This is a genomic window from Phenylobacterium sp. RIFCSPHIGHO2_01_FULL_69_31 (assembly GCF_001824475.1).
Lineage (GTDB): Bacteria > Pseudomonadota > Alphaproteobacteria > Caulobacterales > Caulobacteraceae > Phenylobacterium.
Window position 1 is genome coordinate 24,061 of the sequence record NZ_MHXN01000034.1, and the last position, 17,066, is coordinate 41,126.

At 70.5% G+C, this 17,066-nt stretch carries 17 protein-coding genes; 7 read left to right on the plus strand and 10 right to left on the minus strand.

Annotation, left to right across the window (positions count from 1 at the left end; all coding sequences use genetic code 11):
* Nucleotides 1-122 precede the first annotated feature (122 nt).
* From A2790_RS18505 to A2790_RS18530, 6 genes are all read right to left on the minus strand, one after another.
* Nucleotides 123-1,544 (minus strand): NAD(P)(+) transhydrogenase (Re/Si-specific) subunit beta, encoded by a 1,422-nt coding sequence (locus A2790_RS18505; RefSeq protein ID WP_293394725.1) that lies wholly within the window; start codon nt 1,542-1,544, stop codon nt 123-125.
* A 23-nt stretch (nt 1,545-1,567) separates the two neighbouring features.
* Nucleotides 1,568-1,882, minus strand: coding sequence for a proton-translocating transhydrogenase family protein (locus A2790_RS18510; protein ID WP_293394728.1), 315 nt, complete (start codon nt 1,880-1,882; stop codon nt 1,568-1,570).
* 15 nt (nt 1,883-1,897) lie between these two features.
* Nucleotides 1,898-3,031: a Re/Si-specific NAD(P)(+) transhydrogenase subunit alpha gene (locus A2790_RS18515; protein ID WP_293394731.1), complete on the minus strand. Its 1,134-nt coding sequence runs from the start codon at nt 3,029-3,031 to the stop codon at nt 1,898-1,900.
* Between the two features lie 286 nt (nt 3,032-3,317).
* Nucleotides 3,318-3,560: an aa3-type cytochrome c oxidase subunit IV gene (locus tag A2790_RS18520; protein WP_293394734.1), complete on the minus strand. Its 243-nt coding sequence runs from the start codon at nt 3,558-3,560 to the stop codon at nt 3,318-3,320.
* A gap of 62 nt (nt 3,561-3,622) precedes the next feature.
* A complete protein-coding gene (locus A2790_RS18525; RefSeq protein ID WP_293394737.1) occupies nt 3,623-4,690 on the minus strand; it encodes an alpha/beta hydrolase in 1,068 nt (355 codons plus the stop codon).
* An 82-nt stretch (nt 4,691-4,772) separates the two neighbouring features.
* A complete protein-coding gene (locus A2790_RS18530) occupies nt 4,773-5,915 on the minus strand; it encodes an acyl-CoA dehydrogenase family protein (protein WP_293394740.1) in 1,143 nt (380 codons plus the stop codon).
* 113 nt (nt 5,916-6,028) lie between these two features.
* Here A2790_RS18530 and A2790_RS18535 point away from each other — a divergent pair, with 113 nt between their 5' ends.
* Genes A2790_RS18535 through A2790_RS18550 form a run of 4 tightly spaced genes read left to right on the plus strand, consistent with a single transcriptional unit; the run spans nt 6,029 to nt 8,870 of the window.
* A complete protein-coding gene (locus tag A2790_RS18535; RefSeq protein ID WP_293394743.1) occupies nt 6,029-6,730 on the plus strand; it encodes a winged helix-turn-helix transcriptional regulator in 702 nt (233 codons plus the stop codon).
* A gap of 33 nt (nt 6,731-6,763) precedes the next feature.
* Nucleotides 6,764-7,837 (plus strand): hypothetical protein, encoded by a 1,074-nt coding sequence (locus A2790_RS18540; RefSeq protein ID WP_293394746.1) that lies wholly within the window; start codon nt 6,764-6,766, stop codon nt 7,835-7,837.
* Nucleotides 7,837-8,307, plus strand: coding sequence for a GFA family protein (locus tag A2790_RS18545; protein WP_293394749.1), 471 nt, complete (start codon nt 7,837-7,839; stop codon nt 8,305-8,307). Before A2790_RS18540 ends, A2790_RS18545 begins: the two co-directional genes overlap by 1 nt.
* Nucleotides 8,308-8,366: 59 nt before the next feature.
* Nucleotides 8,367-8,870, plus strand: coding sequence for a hypothetical protein (locus A2790_RS18550; protein WP_293394752.1), 504 nt, complete (start codon nt 8,367-8,369; stop codon nt 8,868-8,870).
* A gap of 12 nt (nt 8,871-8,882) precedes the next feature.
* Here the strand turns inward: A2790_RS18550 and A2790_RS18555 are convergent, their stop codons facing one another.
* Complete coding sequence (locus A2790_RS18555; RefSeq protein WP_293394755.1) at nt 8,883-9,395, minus strand: DUF3617 family protein; 513 nt, start codon at nt 9,393-9,395, stop codon at nt 8,883-8,885.
* A 224-nt stretch (nt 9,396-9,619) separates the two neighbouring features.
* On the opposite strand from A2790_RS18555, the gene A2790_RS18560 reads away from it, so the two are divergent.
* Nucleotides 9,620-11,242: an EAL domain-containing protein gene (locus A2790_RS18560; protein WP_293394758.1), complete on the plus strand. Its 1,623-nt coding sequence runs from the start codon at nt 9,620-9,622 to the stop codon at nt 11,240-11,242.
* Nucleotides 11,243-11,245: 3 nt separating this feature from the next.
* Here the strand turns inward: A2790_RS18560 and A2790_RS18565 are convergent, their stop codons facing one another.
* Entirely contained in the window at nt 11,246-12,613 is a 1,368-nt protein-coding gene (locus tag A2790_RS18565) for a M24 family metallopeptidase (RefSeq protein WP_293394761.1), read from the minus strand.
* A gap of 259 nt (nt 12,614-12,872) precedes the next feature.
* On the opposite strand from A2790_RS18565, the gene A2790_RS18570 reads away from it, so the two are divergent.
* Entirely contained in the window at nt 12,873-13,976 is a 1,104-nt protein-coding gene (locus A2790_RS18570; RefSeq protein ID WP_293394764.1) for a PAS domain-containing protein, read from the plus strand.
* A gap of 9 nt (nt 13,977-13,985) precedes the next feature.
* Here the strand turns inward: A2790_RS18570 and A2790_RS18575 are convergent, their stop codons facing one another.
* The gene (locus A2790_RS18575; RefSeq protein ID WP_293394767.1) at nt 13,986-14,396 is read right to left on the minus strand and encodes a response regulator; all 411 of its coding nucleotides are present in this window, start codon (nt 14,394-14,396) and stop codon (nt 13,986-13,988) included.
* Between the two features lie 105 nt (nt 14,397-14,501).
* Here A2790_RS18575 and A2790_RS18580 point away from each other — a divergent pair, with 105 nt between their 5' ends.
* A complete protein-coding gene (locus A2790_RS18580) occupies nt 14,502-15,269 on the plus strand; it encodes a sulfite exporter TauE/SafE family protein (protein ID WP_293394770.1) in 768 nt (255 codons plus the stop codon).
* A gap of 4 nt (nt 15,270-15,273) precedes the next feature.
* Here the strand turns inward: A2790_RS18580 and A2790_RS18585 are convergent, their stop codons facing one another.
* Nucleotides 15,274-17,064 carry a M3 family oligoendopeptidase gene (locus A2790_RS18585; RefSeq protein ID WP_293394773.1) on the minus strand — a complete coding sequence of 597 codons (1,791 nt, stop codon included), beginning with the start codon at nt 17,062-17,064 and terminating at the stop codon, nt 15,274-15,276.
* Nucleotides 17,065-17,066: the final 2 nt, after the last annotated feature.

Sequence of the window (17,066 nt, forward strand, 5' to 3'; positions counted from 1 at the left end):
CGCCGGAAGGGGCTTAGAGCCTTCCGCCTTCAATAGAATTTGAAGGGGATAAGAAGGCTCTATCTTCTTGGCTTGAGCACAATCTGATCGCCGAACCGGCGTCCACTTCGGCGGATTGCGCTCTAGTGCAGCCCCTTCACGATGCCCTCGACCATCTTCTTGGCGTCGGCGAACAGCATCATGGTGTTGTCCTTGAAGAACAGCTCGTTCTCCACGCCAGCATAGCCGGCGGCCATGCCGCGCTTCACGAACAGCACCGTGCGGGCCTTTTCCACGTCCAGGATCGGCATGCCGAAGATGGGCGACTGGGGGTCCGTCTTGGCGGCCGGGTTGGTGACGTCGTTGGCGCCGATCACGAAGGCGACGTCGGCGGTCGCGAACTCGGCGTTGATGTCCTCCAGCTCGAAGACCTCGTCGTAGGGCACGTTGGCCTCGGCCAGCAGCACGTTCATGTGCCCAGGCATCCGGCCCGCGACCGGGTGGATGGCGTACTTCACCTCGACGCCCTCTGCCTTGAGGACGTCGGCCATCTCGCGCAGCGCGTGCTGGGCCTGGGCCACGGCCATGCCATAGCCGGGGACGATGATGACCTTGGAGGCGTTCTTCATGATGAAGGCCGCATCGTCCGCCGAACCCTGCTTCACCGGCCGGGTCTCGACCTTGCCGCCGCCGGCAGCCGCCGCGTCTTCGGCGCCGAAGCCGCCCAGGATCACGGAGATGAAGCTGCGGTTCATCGCCTTGCACATGATGTAGCTGAGGATCGCGCCTGACGAGCCCACCAGGGCGCCGGTGATGATCAGGGTGACGTTCTCGAGCGTGAAGCCCAGGGCCGCCGCCGCCCAGCCGGAGTAGCTGTTCAGCATCGACACCACGACGGGCATGTCCGCGCCCCCGATGGGGATGATCAGGGTGACGCCGATGACGAGGCTGAGCGCCAGGATCGCCCAGAAGGCCCAGAGGGCCGAGCCGCCGCTCATCACCAGCACGACCACCAGGGCCAGGATGCCGAGGCCGAGCAGGGCGTTGAGCAGGTGGCGGGCGGGCAGCAGGATCGGCGCGCCGCTCATGTTGCCGTTCAGCTTCAGGGCCGCGATCACCGAGCCGGTGAGGGTCACCGCGCCGATGGCCAGGCCGAGCGAGAGCTCGATCAGCGAGGTCAGGTGGACCCGCCCGTCGTCGCCCAGGATGCCGTAGGCGGCGGGCGTGTAGATCGCGGCCACGGCCACGAGGCAGGCGGCAGCGCCGACCAGGCTGTGGAAGGTGGCGACCAGCTGCGGCATCGAGGTCATGGCGACCTTGCGGGCGATCAGGGCGCCCACGACGCCGCCGATGGCCACGCCGCCGACGATCAGGCCGAGCGTCAGCGGGTCCAGCGCGCCCTGGCCCCAGAGGGTGGCGAGCGCCGTGGCGACCGCGATCCCCATGCCGATCATGCCGTTGCGGTTGCCCGCCTGGCTGGTGGTCGGCGAGCTCAGGCCCCGCAGCGCCAGGATAAACAGCACCCCGGAGACGAGGTAGAGGATGGCCGCGATATTGGCGTTCATGGTGATGCCCCCGCCCGGATCCGCTACTTCGACTTCTTCTTGTACATGGCCAGCATCCTCTGGGTGACGAGGAAGCCGCCGAAGATGTTCACCGCCGCGAAGGCCGCGGCGACCGCGCCGGCGCCTTTCGAGACGAGGATGTTGCCGGTGAGCTCGCCGTCGGTCCCGCTGGCCGCGGCGGCCAGCAGGGCGCCCACGATGATCACCGAGGAGATGGCGTTGGTGACGGCCATCAGCGGGGTATGCAGGGCCGGCGTCACGCTCCAGACCACGTAGTAGCCCACGAAGATCGCGAGCACGAAGATCGCCAGGCGGAAGACCGTGGGATCGACATCCATCGTTTCAGCTCCGGATCAGGCTTGCAGGTTGGGGTGGACCACGGCGCCGCCGTGAGTGACCAGGGCGGCCTTCAGGATCTCCTCCTCGAGGTCGGGCGCGAAGGCGCCTTCCTTGGTGAGGAAGAGGCCGGAGAAGGCCAGCAGGTTGCGGGCGTAGAGGGCCGAGGCGTCGGTGGCGATGCGGCCGGGCAGGTTCGGAATGCCCAGGATCTTCACGCCATTGGCCGTGAGCGCGACCTCACCCAGCTTGGCGCCCTCGACGTTGCCGCCCTGCTCGATGGCCAGGTCCACCAGCACCGAGCCCGGCTTCATCGCGGCCACCTGGGCCGCGCTGACCAGCTTGGGCGCCGGACGGCCGGGGATCAGGGCGGTGGTGATGACGATGTCCTGCTTGGCGATGTGCGAGGAGACCAGTTCGGCCTGCTTGGCCTGATATTCCTTGCTCATCTCCTTGGCGTAGCCGCCGGCGGTCTGGGCGTTCTTGAACTCCTCGTCCTCGACGGCGAGGAACTTGGCGCCCAGGCTTTCCACCTGCTCCTTGGTGGCCGGGCGCACGTCGGTGGCGGTGACCACGGCGCCGAGGCGGCGGGCGGTGGCGATGGCCTGGAGGCCCGCGACGCCGACGCCCATGACGAACACCTTGGCCGCGGCCACGGTGCCGGCGGCGGTCATCATCATCGGCATGGCCTTGCCGTAGGCCTCGGCCGCCTCGATCACGGCGCGGTAGCCGGCGAGGTTCGCCTGGGACGACAGCACGTCCATGACCTGGGCCCGGGTGATCCGGGGCACGAATTCCATGGCGAAGGCGGTGGCGCCCTGCTTGGCGAGGGCGTCGACCGTTGCGCGCTCCATGTAGGGGTTCAGCGTCGCCGCCACGACCGCGCCGGGCTTCAGCGCCTTGATCTCGTCGGGCTCGGGGCCGCGCACCTTGAACAGGATGTCGGCCTTGGCGATGGCGTCCTTCGCCGTCTTGGCGATGGTGGCGCCGGCAGCCTGGTAGTCGGCGTCGGGATAGGACGCGGAAACGCCCGCGCCGCTTTCCACGACCACGGAGAATCCGGCGCCGATGAGCTTCTTCACCGTCTCGGGGACAGTGGCCACGCGGGTCTCCCCAGCGCGGCGCTCCTTGGTGACGGCGATGACGGCCATGGTCCGCGAAATCCCCCGATCGGCGCGATTGCGGCGCGACCATAGGGGGCGTTCCGCCGGCTTGTCCAGCCGCCCCGCGGTTGGGTTCGAACGGTCGTTTGAAATTCCATGCCGCATCGCGAGATCGCGGCGCAACATTCTTGCGGCGATTGCTCGGAGACCGGGAAGACGCGCACCGATCTGCCCGCCGAGCGACCGCCGTCCAACCCGCGGCGGCGCGTTCCAGACATGACAAAGCCTCCGCTCGCGCGGAGGCTTCTCGAAAATCGGCCGTCGGAACCGGGCGTCAGTGCGCCGCGGCGTCCTTCTTGTCGCGGAGCAGCAGGGTGCCCAGCACAACCATCACCACGGCCGAGATCGCCGAGCCGACGAAGCCGGTGTGGGTGCAGAACAGGAGCGTGAAGAACAGCAGGCCCGCGGAAATGTAGAGCGAGCCCCACTTCGTCAGGCCCATCACCAGATGGAAGGTGGCGGTCTGCTCCGCGATATCCATGTTGCCGCGCTGGTAGTCGGAAGGCGTTCCGGCCATCGGGATTTCACTCTCGAATGAATGGGAAGTCGACCGGGCGATACACGATGCGCCCGCGAGGTTCAATGCGGCCAAGTGGCGAGGAGCGTCCGAAGCGCGGCCACGAGCGCCAACGGCTGGTCGATCATCACGTGGTGATGCGAATCCGGAATCTCGATCTCCTGCGCCACCTCGGCCAGGGCGGTCTCCTCGCCGACCCGGCGACGCTCGATGATCCGGCTCTTCTCGCCGTACAGGTGGACCAGAGGGACGGTGACGGCCGGCAGCTTGCCGCCGGAGGACATGCTCATGCCCGAGCGGTCCAGCTTCTCCCACATGTTCGGATCGAACTTCCAGGCGAAGCCCTCGCCCGACCCGTCCGCGGCCGTCTCGCCCGCCGGCAGCGGGGCGCGCTTCAGCGAGCGGCGGGCGATGAAGTCGAGGATGTAGTGGTTCTCGGCCGGCTGCGGCGGCATCAGCCGGAAACGCTCCAGCGCCTTCTCCAGGCTGGGATAGACGCGGCTGGGCTTGTCGGGGCTAGGGATGTTGGCTAGCAGCTCGCGGCGCTTCTCGCGCTCCTTCATCACCTCGGGCGGCGGGCCCCCGAAGCCGGTGTCGACCAGGATCGCCGCTTCCATCAGCTCCGGCCGCTGGGCGGCGGTGAAGAACACCTGGCCGCCGCCGAACGAGTGGCCGATGTAGATCGGCTTGCGGCCGCCGTCGTAGAGGCCGGTCGCGCGGCTCACCGCCTCGGCGTCGTCGGCGAAGTCGGCGAAGCGGTAGGTCTCACGCCAGTCGGACTGGCCCATGCCGGCCAGCGACATCGACGCCACCCGGAAATCCTTGGCGAGGTACGGGGCGATGAAGCTCCACCAGTCGGCGTGGGCGCTGTTGCCGTGGACCAGCAGCAGGCCGGACTTGCCGCGCTCGCCCCAGGTCAGCGCCTCGATCTTCGTGCCGTGCGAGGTCACGAAGCTGCGCTCCGGCTCCTGCGCGATGGCCCACTTGAACCACGCCGGCGCGGCGGGCTCCTCGCCCTTGTAGGGCGCGAGCGGGGCGCGCACCTCGGGCGGCAGGTCCTCGGAATGGAACGGCCGGTCGTCGTAGGTTTCCTTCGAAGATCCGGTCTTGTCGGAGAGGTCGTTGGCCATCCCGACCGGTCTAACGGGCGTTTGAAAAATCGCAAGCGCTTACCCCGCCGCCCCTGTGCGGGGCGGCGGGGGGCGCCTCGCGTCAGCCGTCGATGGGCAGGCCCAGCGCCAGGCGGCCGGCCAGCCGGGCCTGCGGCTTCTCCTGCAGCGGGTGGTAGCGGGCGGCCTGAACGTCGCGCCAGATCCGCTCGAGGCCGGTCTTTCGGTAGAAGCCGGCGCCGCCCGCGGCCTCCATGGCCTTTTCCACGGTGGCGATGGCCGCCCGCGCCACCAGGGTGCGGCCGGTCATGATGCGACTGGTAGCGGCGGGCCCGGGTTCGTCACCGGCGGCGCAGGCCAGCATGTCGCCCAGCGCCAGCCGCGCGGCGGTCAGGTGAGTCTCCATCTCGCCGATCAGCAGCTCGGTGTCGGGCGAGGGCTTTCGGGCGGTGGCCAGGTCCACGGCCTTCTCCGCGGCCGCTTCGGCGAGGCCCATGTAGACGCTCATGATCAGGGGGAAGGCGATCAGGGAGACCATGTGCATCAACGGATGCCACTTGCCCTGGGGCCGGCGGACCGTCACGGCCGCGTCGGGCACGAACACCTCGGTGAGCTCCAGGTCGTGGGAGCCGGTGCCCCGCATGCCCAGCGTCCGCCAGGTGTCGAGCACCTTCACGCCCTCCGCCCGCATGGGGATCGCCAGGTGCAGGACGGTGGGCCCCTCGGGCGCGTCCAGCACGGCCATGGTCACCAGGAGATCGCCGCTCTGGCAGCCGCTGGCGAAGACCTTGCGCCCGCTGACCCGGAAGCCGCCCTCCACAGGGGTGGCGCGGCAGGAGCCGTCCAGCCAGTCCGATCCGCCGCTGGAGACCAGGGTCAGGCCCTCCGCCACCACCCGCTTCAGGAGGCCTTCCACCGCTTCCGGGGTGCGCCGCCAACGCCAGGCCGGCAGGGCCACCGCATGGGTGTGCATGGCGAGCGCGAGGGCCGTGGAGCCGCAGTAGGTCGACAGGGTGCGCAGCATGGCGGCCAGTTCGGCATGGCTGGCCCCGCCCCCGCCCAGCTCGGCGGGCACGGCGGCGGTGTGGAAGCCCTCGGCCTTCAGCAGGGCCAGGTTTTCGGCCACGAAGGCGTCGGTCTCGTCGGCCTGCGCGGCCCGGGCGGCGATCTTCGGGCCCAGGTCGTGCGTGCGGCGGACCCAGTCGATGGCCTTGGCGGCCGGGGGCGCTTTGACGTCGATGGTCATCGGTCAAATCCTCAAAAGTGCAGTCGTTGCAGCCTTGTCCTCCGGATGGCCGCCACGGCTCCAGTTCGAAGAATGAACTTGTCGAACCCGGTTATCCAGCCGACCGTGGCGGCATGAAGGGCTATGGACAATTCTGCCCGGTCGCCAAGACGGCCGAGATCTTCGCCCAGCGGTGGACGCCGCTGGTCGTGCGCGAACTCTGTTTCGGACCCCGCCGGTTCACCGAGATCCATTCGGGCGTGCCGCTGATGTCGCGCGCCCTGCTGGTGCAGCGGCTGATGGAGCTGGAGGAGGCTGGCGTCGTGGCGACGGAGCCTCTGGCCCAGGGCAAGCTCTATCGGCTGACGCCCGCGGGCGAGCAGCTCTCCGGCATCGTCTGCCTGATGTCGGAGTGGGGCCAGCGCCACGGCCAGGGCCGCATCGCGCACGAGGAGCTGGATCCCACCCTGCTGATGTGGGGCATGCGGCGGCAGATCGCGACCTCCGAGCTTCCGGCCCGGGACATCGTCCTGCGGCTGGAGTTTCGGGGCATCCCCCGCGCCCACGCCGCGCGCCGCTACTGGTGGATGATCTTGCGCCGGACCGACGTGGAGGTATGCCTGAAGGACCCCGGCGCGGAGGTCGACGTGGTGCTGAGCGCCGACCTGGAGGCCTTCGTGCGCGTCTGGCTGGGCCGCAAGGGGCTGTCCGACGCCATGGCGGAGGGCGAGATCGCCCTGTCCGGCGCCCCAGCCAAGGTGGCGGAGCTGAAGCGCGTGCTGCGCCTGAGGGATGCGCCGGACCTGCGCGTGCTATCGTTCCGGCCGGCCGCCTGACGCGAGTTGGGCCTGAAGGCCCCGGGGCAGCCGTTGGAAGAGCGCGAACTCGACGACCTGGTGGCGTTTCTGCCGCCGCTGCTGCAGGCGCTGGAGCGCCTGGGCTTCGTCGCGCGCTATCTGCACCCGCCCGACTTCGAGACGGTGCTGGCGGCGGTGGGCCAGCCGGACGCCGAGCTGAACGCCCAGGTCCCGCGGCTACAGGCCTGGCCCGAGGCGCTGGAGCACGTCCGCGCACCGCTGCTGGCCGCGGCTGAAGCCGCGCTCGCCGCCTTCGCCGGCCTGCGGGCCGCGCCGCAGGACCCGGACGGCCCGACCGCCATCTTCCGCGCCCTGCGCCACCTGCCCAAGGCGCAGGCGGCGCTCTACCCGCTGGCCCGTGACCTGCCGCCGGTGAACCGCTACTTCCTCGACCCCGGCGCGCGGGAGGGCGGGGAGCGGCTGCGGCGGCTGGCCAAGGCCGAGCCACGGGCCGACACCGGGGTCCTCCACTACGACAACGCCCCCGACTCGCGGGGCGGCTTCTCGGCCTATGTGCCCGAGGACTACGCGCCCGACGTAGCCTGGCCGCTGGTGGTGGCGCTGCACGGCGGCAGCGGCAATGGCGGGTCCTTCCTCTGGAGCTGGCTGCGCGACGCCCGCACCCGCGGGGCGATCCTGGTGGCGCCCACGGCGGTGGGGCGGACCTGGGCGATCAGCGGACCGGATCCGGACACCCCGAACCTGCACCGCCTGCTGGGCTACGTCCGCGGGCGCTGGAACATCGATCCCGGCCGGATCCTGCTGACCGGGATGAGCGACGGCGGCACCTTCACCTATGTCAGCGGGCTGGAGCAGACCTCGCCGTTCACCCACCTGGCGCCGGTGTCGGCCGCGTTCCATCCGATGCTGGCCAGTTTCGCCGAGCCCGCACGCGTCACCGGCCTGCCGATCCATATCGTCCACGGGGCGCTGGACTGGATGTTCCCCGTCGACATGGCGCGGGAAGCCGCCGCCGGCTTGAGCCGGGCCGGCGCGGACGTGACCTATCTGGAGATCGAGGACCTCAGCCACACCTATCCGCGGGAAGCCAATGCGGCGATCCTCGACTGGCTGGGGGTGGGGTGATGCCGCGGGGCGAGGTGGCCGTGGGCGCCTGCGTCTGCGGCGCGGTCGAGGTGGAGATCGGCGTTCCGGCGCGCTGGGCCTGGCACGACCACGCCGCCGCCAGCCGCCACGCCCACGGCGCGGCCTATGCCACCTATGTGGGCAGCTGGCGCAGCCGGTTCCGCTTCCTCGCCGGTGAAGAGCATGTGACCCGCTACGAGGACGAGGCCGCGGGCACGGTGCGGTCCTTCTGCGCCCGCTGCGGCACGCCGCTGGCCTATGAGCGGGCCCGATCGCCGCAGATGGTCAATGTCCCGCGCGCGCTCTTCGCCACCCGCACGGGCCGTGAGCCGCGCTATCACATGAACCTCGCCCAGCAGGCGGACTGGACCTACCTCGGCGAGCCGCTGGCGCCGCTGAAGGGGTATCCGGGCGTCATGAGGGAGCGGCCGCGCAAGAAGCGACGGCCGCCGCCGGAGCCCATGTTCTAGACGCTTGCCAGCCTGAGTTACGTGTGTAAGTTGCTACGCATGTAAATCGCGAGGGCGGGATGTTCGAGACCATCCGGGCGCTGAGGAAACCTTCCCGCCGCGACATCGCCCTGCAGAACGCCGGCCTCGGCGGCATCCTGCTCCTGCTGGTCGCCGTGCCGGCCATCGACGTCTATCGGACCTGGGCCGGGGCGCGGGCGGAGAAGGCGGCCTGGACCATCGAAGGGCCGCCCTGCCCGGTCGTCGAGCGGGCTTCGTCCGCGGTCGTGGGCCACAAGCGGCCGAAGACCTTCACCTACAACAAGATCACCTTCACCCGGCACCTGGGCGACGTGAGCTGCGCGGCCTTCCGCGAGGACGGCTTCATGAACCCCGAGAACTACAGCGTCTGCCAGTTCAGCGGCCCCGGCGCGGTGACGGTCGAGTTCCTCGGCCGGTCGGTGACCTTTCAGCCGGGGCCGGGCAAGCGCACGACGGTGACGGTCCGCGACGGGCGCGCGACCTGCGTCGTGGCCGGCTGGTTCGCCCGCCGGCCACGGTCCTATCGTATGCGCGACGTCTGAGCGCTTCGGCCTCTACTGGACGTCTTCGCCGGGCTTCACGCCGGGCGGGCAGGCGCCGATCCACTTGGCCTTCAGGGTGCTCTCGCTGCCCTCGCGCGAGCCGTCGGGCTGCACGAGGAAGAGGCCGACGCTCATGTCGTAGGCTGTCTCCGAGCCGGTCATCACGATGGTGGCGTCCGTCTTCATGCCGCCGGCCTGTTCGCACAGGGCCTTCACGCGCAGGCCGGTCGGGCTGGCCGAGCGCTCGGTCTTGCAGCCCGGCATCTCGCGGGTGAGCATCTCGCGCACCTCGGCGTTCACCTCGGCGCCCGTGCAGTGGCGGGTGGTTTCGCTCTGGCCGTCCTCGATCTGCACGACCTCCCACAGGCCGGGCTTCACGCGCGGCAGGCCGTCGCCGCCCAGCACCAGCCCGGGGCCCGTCGCGGCGGCGGCCGTGTCCACGCCCTTGGGGGCTTCGGCGGTGTCGGTCTTGCCGCAGGCGGTGAGCGAAACCAGGGCCACGAGGGCGAGCGAAGGCAGGCGCATAGGGAAGTCTCTGCAAGGAACGGGGAGCGGCTCATGAAACGAGTCGGCGCCGCGCGCCAACCGGATGCGACCAGCGACGGATCGGCGCGACGAACAAAAATTCTCCGCGCGTTCAGCACCCCGTAAGCACAGCCGGGCTATCCGGTCGGCGTGCAGCGGCCGGGTTCCCATCGCTGCGGTCCTCGCGGTTGAGGTGGAGAGGGATGGCGGCGTCAGCGAGCAGAGTGGAGTCGGGGAGCGCGGCGCGGAGCCGGCCGACCCCGGGGGCCCCCAGCGTTCTGCAACTCCTGGCCTTCGTCTTCGCCAGCGCCGACATGGTGCTGGAGGTCGCCAAGGACGGACGCGTCGTGTTCGGCACCGGCGCCGGCGGGCAACTGGTCGGGCGACAGGCCGAGTCCCTGGCCGGAGACCGGTTCCTCGACCTTATCGATACCCCCGACGCCGACCTGATCGAGGCCGTCCTGCAGGACCTGCGCCCCGGCGAACGCCGCGGGCCGTTCCGGATCGGCCTGGTGGGTCGCGGCGGCGTCCAGCCGGCGATGCTGTCGCTGTTCCAGATGCCCGAGCGCAGCGGCGTGGCCGCCGCCCTGAGCCTCTGGCAGCCCAGCCCGGCCCAGGTCCAGGTCGACGCCGTAGGCCTGACCAGCCGCGAAGACTTCGAGACCGCGGCGCTCAGCCTGCTCAAGCACGCAGAGCGGACCGGCTCGCCCCTGCACGTCGACCTGCTGGAGTTCACGGGCCTGGCCCCTGCCCTCGCGGCCATGGACCCGGAGGCGGCGGAGACCGCGCGGCGCAAGCTGGCCGCCGTCCTGCGCGCGGCGTCCTATGGCGGCGCCCCGGCCGCCGATCTCGGCTCGGAGCGGTTCGCCATGCTGCGGTCCGGTCCCGGAGGTCCCGAGGCCCTGGCCCAACGCATCCGCGAGCTGGCCGGGCCGGGCGTGGAGATGTCGTCCGGCGAACTGGCGCTGGACCCGGCGTCGCCCGGCGAGAGCCTGCGGGCGATCCGCTACGCCCTGGACCGCTGCATCGACGACGGACCGTCGGCCGCCGCCCAGGGTTTCGAGGCCGCGCTGCGCCAGACCGTCGCCGACTCGAACCGCTTCAAGGACATGATCCGCGAGGGACGCTTCGAGCTGGTCTACCAGCCGGTCGTGGACCTGCGCACGCGCGGCGTCCACCACTACGAGGCCCTGACCCGCTTCGAGGGCGGCGGCGGCCCGGCGGCGACGATCAAGCTGGCCGAGGAACTGGGCCTGGTCGTGGAGTTCGACCTGACCATCGTCAGGAACGTCGCGGGCGCCTTGCGCGAGTCCCCGCCGGAGGTCCGCATCGCCGCCAACATCAGCGCCTTCTCGCTGGAGTCGCCCGGCTTCGTGGAGGAGATCCTCCACACCACGGCAGCCTTCCCGACGCTCCGGCCGCGGCTGATGCTGGAGGTCACCGAGAGCCACAGGCTCAGCGATCTCGCCGCCGCCAACGCCCACATCCAGCGCCTGCGCGCGGCGGGCCACGTGGTCTGCCTGGACGACTTCGGGGCGGGGTCGGCGTCGCTGGACTACCTGCGCGAGCTGGAGGCCGACATCGTAAAGTTCGACGGCCGGTTCGTCAGGTCCCTCGACAGCCGGCCGCGCGACGTGACGCTGCTGAAGCGCCTTGCCGAGCTTTGCGCCGAACTGGGCGTGGCCACGGTGGCCGAGATGATCGAGACCGAAGACACCGCCCAGCGGGTGGCCGGCCTGGGCGTGCGGCTGGGCCAGGGCTGGCTGTTCGGCCGGCCGGGCCCCAGGCCCGCCCTGCCGCCGACGCAGACCGCGCGTCGCCGCGGGGCGAACGAGACCTGGAGCTGAGGGCTACCGCCCCGCCCCGATCAGGGTGAGCGCGGTCTGGCGGCCGTCGAGGTAGCGGACGCTCGTCCCGTCGTAGAACGCGTCCTCCTCGGTGCGGAACTGCACCTCCTGGCCACCCCATTCCGGCACCGGGGCGAAGGCCGACAGCTCGATGGACCAGGCGGTATCGGCGTGGACCTTGAACTCGCCGTGCGGAACGCCGTCCTGGTCGTCCCACATGCCGATGGCCGGTCCGGCGGCGTGGCCGTGGTAGCCGAGCGGGTGGGTGTAGATGGACGGCCTGAGCCCCTTTGCGATCGCCTTGGCCCGGGCGGCGGCCAGCACGACGTTGCCGGTCTCGCCCACCTTGAACGACGAGGTCAGGGCGTCCTGGACCGCGTTGGCGGCCGCGAGGCCCGCGCGCAGGCCCGCCGGCGCCTGCGTCTCCCCATCCTTCAGCACATAGGCCAGGTGCTGGGTGTCGGTGTTGAGCCGCAGATAGGTGATGCCGAAATCGCACCAGAGCAGGTCGCCTTTCTGGATGACCGCATCGCCTTCCAGCAGGCCCTTCTCCCCCTGGCGCGTGATGCCGACGGAGGGATGGAACCAGGTGTCGACGCCCAGGCGGGCGAGCCGCTCGCGGTACCACCAGACCACATCGTCGGCCGTGGTCACCCCCGGCTTGATCACCTTGGACGAGAACCCTTCCGCCAGCACCGCGTGCGCCAGCCGCACGATGCCGGGGTAGATCTGCATCTCCATGGGCGTGCGCGTCTCGAGCCAGCCGATGGAAAGCCCCTCGCCCGACACCAGCCGCGTCCGGAGCGCCGGTGACAGGGCGCTCACCATCTCGGAGTGCTGGCTGAGGGTGATCCCGTCGCCGAAGGCGCTCAGCGAGGAGGTGTTGACGGCAATCTTCTTCGGATCGCGCGCGGCGATCACGTCGGCCAGGGCCTTCCACTGGTCGGGCTGGGCGTCCGGATTCCACACCGGCCTGAAGAGGCCGCCCAGCCCATAGCGGCTGACGGTCAGCCGCTCGACCGGCTTGCCGGCGCCGGGGTCGTGGAACACCAGGATGGTGCGGCGCCGCGCGCGCATGCTCTCGCCGTCCAGCATCGTGGCGACCACCGGGTCTTCCAGATATTCGCGCGCCACCAGGACCCACATGTCGACGCCTTGCTCGCGCATCAGGCGGGGGATGACGGTCTCCAGCCGGTCGGCGAGGATCGCGTCGACCACCTTGGCCCGGTCGCGCTGCGTCAGCACCTCGGGCAGCGGCGGATGCGCCTGTTCGGTCTGGCTCATCGGCAGGATCGGGGGTTCGGCCGCATGCGCCGCGGCGCACGAGAGCCCCAGCGATGCGACGATCGCGGCGGCAAGCTTACACGTCATGGAGATCCCCCGTTCAAGGGCGCCATGGTTAGCAAGCCGGACGAGCCGCGCAACGTCGCAAGCGGTGCGGTGGGAACCTGAGGCGAAGCGGCACCTTAACATAGGCTAAGGAGCTGCCTATGAACCGCATCATCTACATCGTCGGACTGATCGTCGTCGTCCTCGCCGTACTCTGGTTCTTCGGCCTGCGTTGACGCCGCGTCGGGATCCCATCCGGGCCCGCCGAAGTTCCCCGCCCGACCGCTGCCATAGGACGACCGTGACCGACGAGACCATGCCACCTGCCGACGATCGGCAGCCTCCAGCCGTGCGCTCGGCCGGGGAGGATGTGCCATGGGCGCCCGCCGGCGGGCCCGACGCGCCCGGGGTGAGCCAGACCCAGGCGACCTTCCAGGTGCTCACCGAAGCCATGCCGCAGATGGTGTGGTCGACACGGCCGGACGGCTTCCACGACTACTACAACGCCCGCTGGTACGAGTTCACCGGCGCCCCGCCCGGGTCGACGGACGGGGAAGGCTGGAGCGGCATGTTCCATCCGGACGATCAGGAGAAGGCCTGGGCGCGCTGGCGGCACAGCCTGGAGACGGGCGAACCCTATGAGGTCGAGTACCGGCTGCGTCACCACAGCGGCGAGTACCGCTGGACGCTGGGCCGCGCCCTGCCCGTGCGGGACGACGTCGGCCGGATCACCCGCTGGATCGGCACCTGCACCGACATCGACCAGGCCAAGCGGGCTGCCGAGCAGAACGAGCTGCTGAGCCGCGAGCTAAGCCATCGGATCAAGAACATCTTCGCCGTGATCTCGGGGCTGATCGGCCTGACCAGCCGCCACGAGCCCACGCTGAAACCCTGGGCCCGCGACCTGCAGCATCGGATCGCCGCCCTAGGCCGCGCCCACGAATTCGCCCGGCCCCACAGCGAGATGTCGCGCCCCGAGCTGGGGACCTCGACGCTGCGCGGCCTCTTGACCGAGATCTTCCGCCCCTATCCGGCCTTCGACGAGGGGCGAATCGTGGTGGCCGGCGACGACGTGTTTGTCGACGACCGCGGCGCGACGCCGGTGGCCCTGGCCTTCCACGAACTCGCCACCAACGCCGCCAAGTACGGCGCGCTCTCGACGCCCGACGGGCGCGTGGAGGTGGGCATCGAGGCGCTGGGGCCGACGATGCGGATCGGCTGGGTCGAGCAGGGCGGCCCGCCCGTGGCCGGACCGCCCGCGCGGGAAGGCTTCGGCTCGCGGCTGGCCGAGCTCAGCATCGTCCAGCAGCTTGGTGGCGCGATGCGACGGGACTGGCGGCGCGAGGGCCTGGCGGTGGAGATGGACCTGCCGGCGGCTCATCTCAGCCGCGAAGGCGGATTCTGAGGGGCGGCCTCAGGCGGCGCGGAGCAGGGTCAGGCCGGCCGGCGGCGCGGGCAAGGCGATTCCCTGGCGCGCGCTGAGGGCGTATTCGACGGCCGCGAGCACCAAGTCCTCATCGCAGGGCTTGGTGAGTACGCCGATCGCGGCGGCCTCGCGCGCCTCCAGCATTCGCGGATTGGCGGTGACGAACAGGACGGCCACGTCGCGCTCGCGCAGACGCTGGGCGATCACCGGCCCCGTCTCACCGTCGCGCAGGTTGATGTCCACGAGCGCCAGATCCGGGCCCTCGTCGGCCAGGCGCAGGGCCGTCTCGAGATCGGGGGCGATCCCCACCGGCTCGTGGCCACGCTCCTCCAGGATCGCCTCGAGGTTCGCCGCGACGACGAATTCGTCTTCCACGATGAGGATCTTGGCCTTCAGCATGCCCCCAATACGAATTGTCAAAGGTTAGGTTCCCGACGATCTCGCCTCTTCGTTGCGCCGCACACAGATTGCAGCGGCGGGCTTGCCACGCTAGGCCGCCAGGGCATGCTGACCGACCCCGTGTTCTACGCCCTGGCGGTTCCGGCTGTCGTCCTGATGGGACTGGCGAAGGGCGGGTTTTCAGGCGTCGGGGCGGTGGCCATGCCGCTTCTGGCCCTGGCCATCTCGCCGGTGCAGGCGGCCGCCATCCTGCTGCCCATCCTGATCGTCCAGGACGTGGTCGGCGTCTGGGCGTTCCGGAAGACCTGGGACCGCAGGACTCTGGCGATCATGCTGCCGGGGGCAGCGGTGGGCATCCTGACCGGCTACCTCCTGGCGGCGAAGGTGTCCTCGACGGCGATCCTGGCCGTGCTGGGGGCGATCTCGATCCTCTTCGCGCTGCACCGCCTGTGGCTTGCGCGCGGCGGGCGGGCGGCCACGCCGCGCGACATTCCGCCGGCCGCCGATGCGGCGCTGGGCGTGGCCCTGGGCGCGGCCTCCGGATTCACCAGCCAGATCGCCCACGCAGGCCAGCCGCCGTTCCAGATGTGGGTGCTGCCCAAGGCGCTGCCGCCGGCCAGCCTGGTCGGCACCACGGCGATCTATTTCGCCACGATCAACTGGATCAAGGTTCCGGCCTACTGGGCGCTGGGCCAGTTCACGGCGCAGAACCTGCTGACCGCCGCCGCTCTCTTGCCGGTCGCCATCGCCAGCACCTTCGCCGGCGTCTGGCTGGTCCGCCGCATCGATCCCGGCCGCTTCTACACCCTGATCTACGTGCTCATGATCCTGGTGGGCGGCCAGCTCCTGTGGGAGGCGTGGTCCAGGGCCTGAGGCCTCAGACCAGGGCCTCGAACTCGTCCACCAGGCGCTCCAGCTGCTTGACCCCGGCGGCCCAGAAGGCCTTCTCCCGCGGATTCAGGCCAAAGGCGGCCAGGGCCTCGACATAGGTCTTGGTGCCGCCGCCGGCGAGCAGCTTCTCGTACAGCGGGGCGAACGCCTTGGGGTCCTCGCGCCGCTTCTCCATCAGGCCGCGGACCAAGAGGTCGCCGAACGCATAGGCGTAGACGTAGAACGGCGCGTGGACGAAGTGGCTGACGTAGGCCCAGTAGTGGCAGTAGCCCTTGTCCAGCCGCACGGCCGGCCCCAGGCTTTCGCTCATCACCTCCACCCACAGGCTGCCGATCTCGTCGGCCGACAGCTCGCCCTGGAGGCGGGCGGCGTGGAAGCGGGTCTCGAAGCGGTGGAAGGCGATCTGGCGGATGACGGTGTTGATCCCGTCCTCGATCTTGCCGGCGAGCAGGCCGCGCCGCTCCTCCGGCTTCGCCTCGGCCAGCAGCTTCTCGAACACCAGCCCCTCGCCGAAGATCGAGGCGGTCTCGGCCAGGGTCAGGGGCGTGTCGGCCAAGAGGGTGCCCAGCGGCCTGCACAGGGTCTGGTGTACTGCGTGGCCCAGCTCGTGGGCCAGGGTCAGCACGTCCCGCCGCTCACCCATGTAGTTCATGAAGACGTACGGGTGGCGGGTCGCCGTGACCGAGTGCGAATAGGCGCCGGACTGCTTGCCCGGCCGGGGCCGCGCGTCGATCCACGGCTGGTTGAAGAAGGTCTGCGCCGTCTGGGCGAACTGCGGCGCCAGGGCCTCGAAACTCTCCAGCACCACGCTCCGGGCCTCGTCCCAGGAATAGGTGCGCGGCGGGGCGGTATCGAGCGGGCTGTTACGGTCCCAGTGGTCTAGGTGCGTGCGGCCCAGCGCCTTGGCCTTCAGGGCGTAGTAGCGGTGGCTGACGGACGCGTAGCCGTCGACCACCGCGGCCTCCAGCGCCTCGACGGCGTCGGCGTCGACCTCGTTGGCCAGGTGGCGGGCGGCGGCCGGGCTGGAGAACTTGCGCCAGCGATCCTCGACCTGCTTCTCGAAAGCCAGGGTGTTGAGGCTGAGCGCCAGCACCGGGGCCCGGTCGGCCAGGGCCTTGGAGAGGGCGGCCGCGGCGGCCTTGCGCTGGGCCGGGTCCGGGCTCGACATCCGGTTCAGCAGTTCGGACAGGGTCAGGGTCTCGCCGCCGACCCGGGCGCTGAGCTTAGCCAGGGTCTCATCGGAGAGGCGGCTCCAGTTGGCGGTGGCCGGCGCCTTGTCCAGCAGCAGCTTCTCGAGGTCGGGCGAGAGTTCGTGCGGCCGGCCTGCCCGGACGCGCCGCAGCCAGGGCCGCCAGCGCTGGGCCGGCTTGTGCGCCCTGAGCGCCGCTTCCAGCTCGACGTCGTCGAGCTTGTTGATCTCCAGCGTGAAGAACAGGCTGAGCGAGGCGATCTGGGCGGAGCGGGCCCGCAGGTCCGCCTCGAACTTCGACCAGGCCGGATCGTCCCGCGCCACCGAGGCCGACAGCGCGGCATAGGCGCCCACGCCCCACATGGCGTTGGTGGCCTGTTCGTAGAGCTCGATGCCCCGGTCGATGATGCCGCCCAGCTCGGCCGGCCGATCCCGCGTGGCGACCAGCCGCCCCTCCAGCTTGGCCAGTTCCTGGTTGAGGCGCTCGGCCTCGGCCATGTCGGCCGCGATCCTCGGATCCTCGCGGTCGGCATAGAGGTCGTCCAGCCGCCATTCCGGCAGCGCATCGGTCTTGAAGGGGGCGTTCATGA

Excerpts from the sequence above, each read along its gene's own strand:
- A2790_RS18545 (WP_293394749.1), top strand. The coding sequence starts at position 7,837 with ATGCCGCGGGGCGAGGTGGCCGTGGGCGCCTGCGTCTGCGGCGCGGTC.
- A2790_RS18530 (WP_293394740.1), bottom strand. The coding sequence starts at position 5,915 with ATGACCATCGACGTCAAAGCGCCCCCGGCCGCCAAGGCCATCGACTGG.
- A2790_RS18565 (WP_293394761.1), bottom strand. The coding sequence starts at position 12,613 with ATGACGTGTAAGCTTGCCGCCGCGATCGTCGCATCGCTGGGGCTCTCG.
- A2790_RS18580 (WP_293394770.1), top strand. The coding sequence starts at position 14,502 with ATGCTGACCGACCCCGTGTTCTACGCCCTGGCGGTTCCGGCTGTCGTC.
- A2790_RS18515 (WP_293394731.1), bottom strand. The coding sequence starts at position 3,031 with ATGGCCGTCATCGCCGTCACCAAGGAGCGCCGCGCTGGGGAGACCCGC.
- A2790_RS18585 (WP_293394773.1), bottom strand. The coding sequence starts at position 17,064 with ATGAACGCCCCCTTCAAGACCGATGCGCTGCCGGAATGGCGGCTGGAC.
- A2790_RS18520 (WP_293394734.1), bottom strand. The coding sequence starts at position 3,560 with ATGGCCGGAACGCCTTCCGACTACCAGCGCGGCAACATGGATATCGCG.
- A2790_RS18525 (WP_293394737.1), bottom strand. The coding sequence starts at position 4,690 with ATGGCCAACGACCTCTCCGACAAGACCGGATCTTCGAAGGAAACCTAC.
- A2790_RS18555 (WP_293394755.1), bottom strand. The coding sequence starts at position 9,395 with ATGCGCCTGCCTTCGCTCGCCCTCGTGGCCCTGGTTTCGCTCACCGCC.
- A2790_RS18505 (WP_293394725.1), bottom strand. The coding sequence starts at position 1,544 with ATGAACGCCAATATCGCGGCCATCCTCTACCTCGTCTCCGGGGTGCTG.
- A2790_RS18535 (WP_293394743.1), top strand. The coding sequence starts at position 6,029 with ATGAAGGGCTATGGACAATTCTGCCCGGTCGCCAAGACGGCCGAGATC.
- A2790_RS18575 (WP_293394767.1), bottom strand. The coding sequence starts at position 14,396 with ATGCTGAAGGCCAAGATCCTCATCGTGGAAGACGAATTCGTCGTCGCG.
- A2790_RS18510 (WP_293394728.1), bottom strand. The coding sequence starts at position 1,882 with ATGGATGTCGATCCCACGGTCTTCCGCCTGGCGATCTTCGTGCTCGCG.
- A2790_RS18550 (WP_293394752.1), top strand. The coding sequence starts at position 8,367 with ATGTTCGAGACCATCCGGGCGCTGAGGAAACCTTCCCGCCGCGACATC.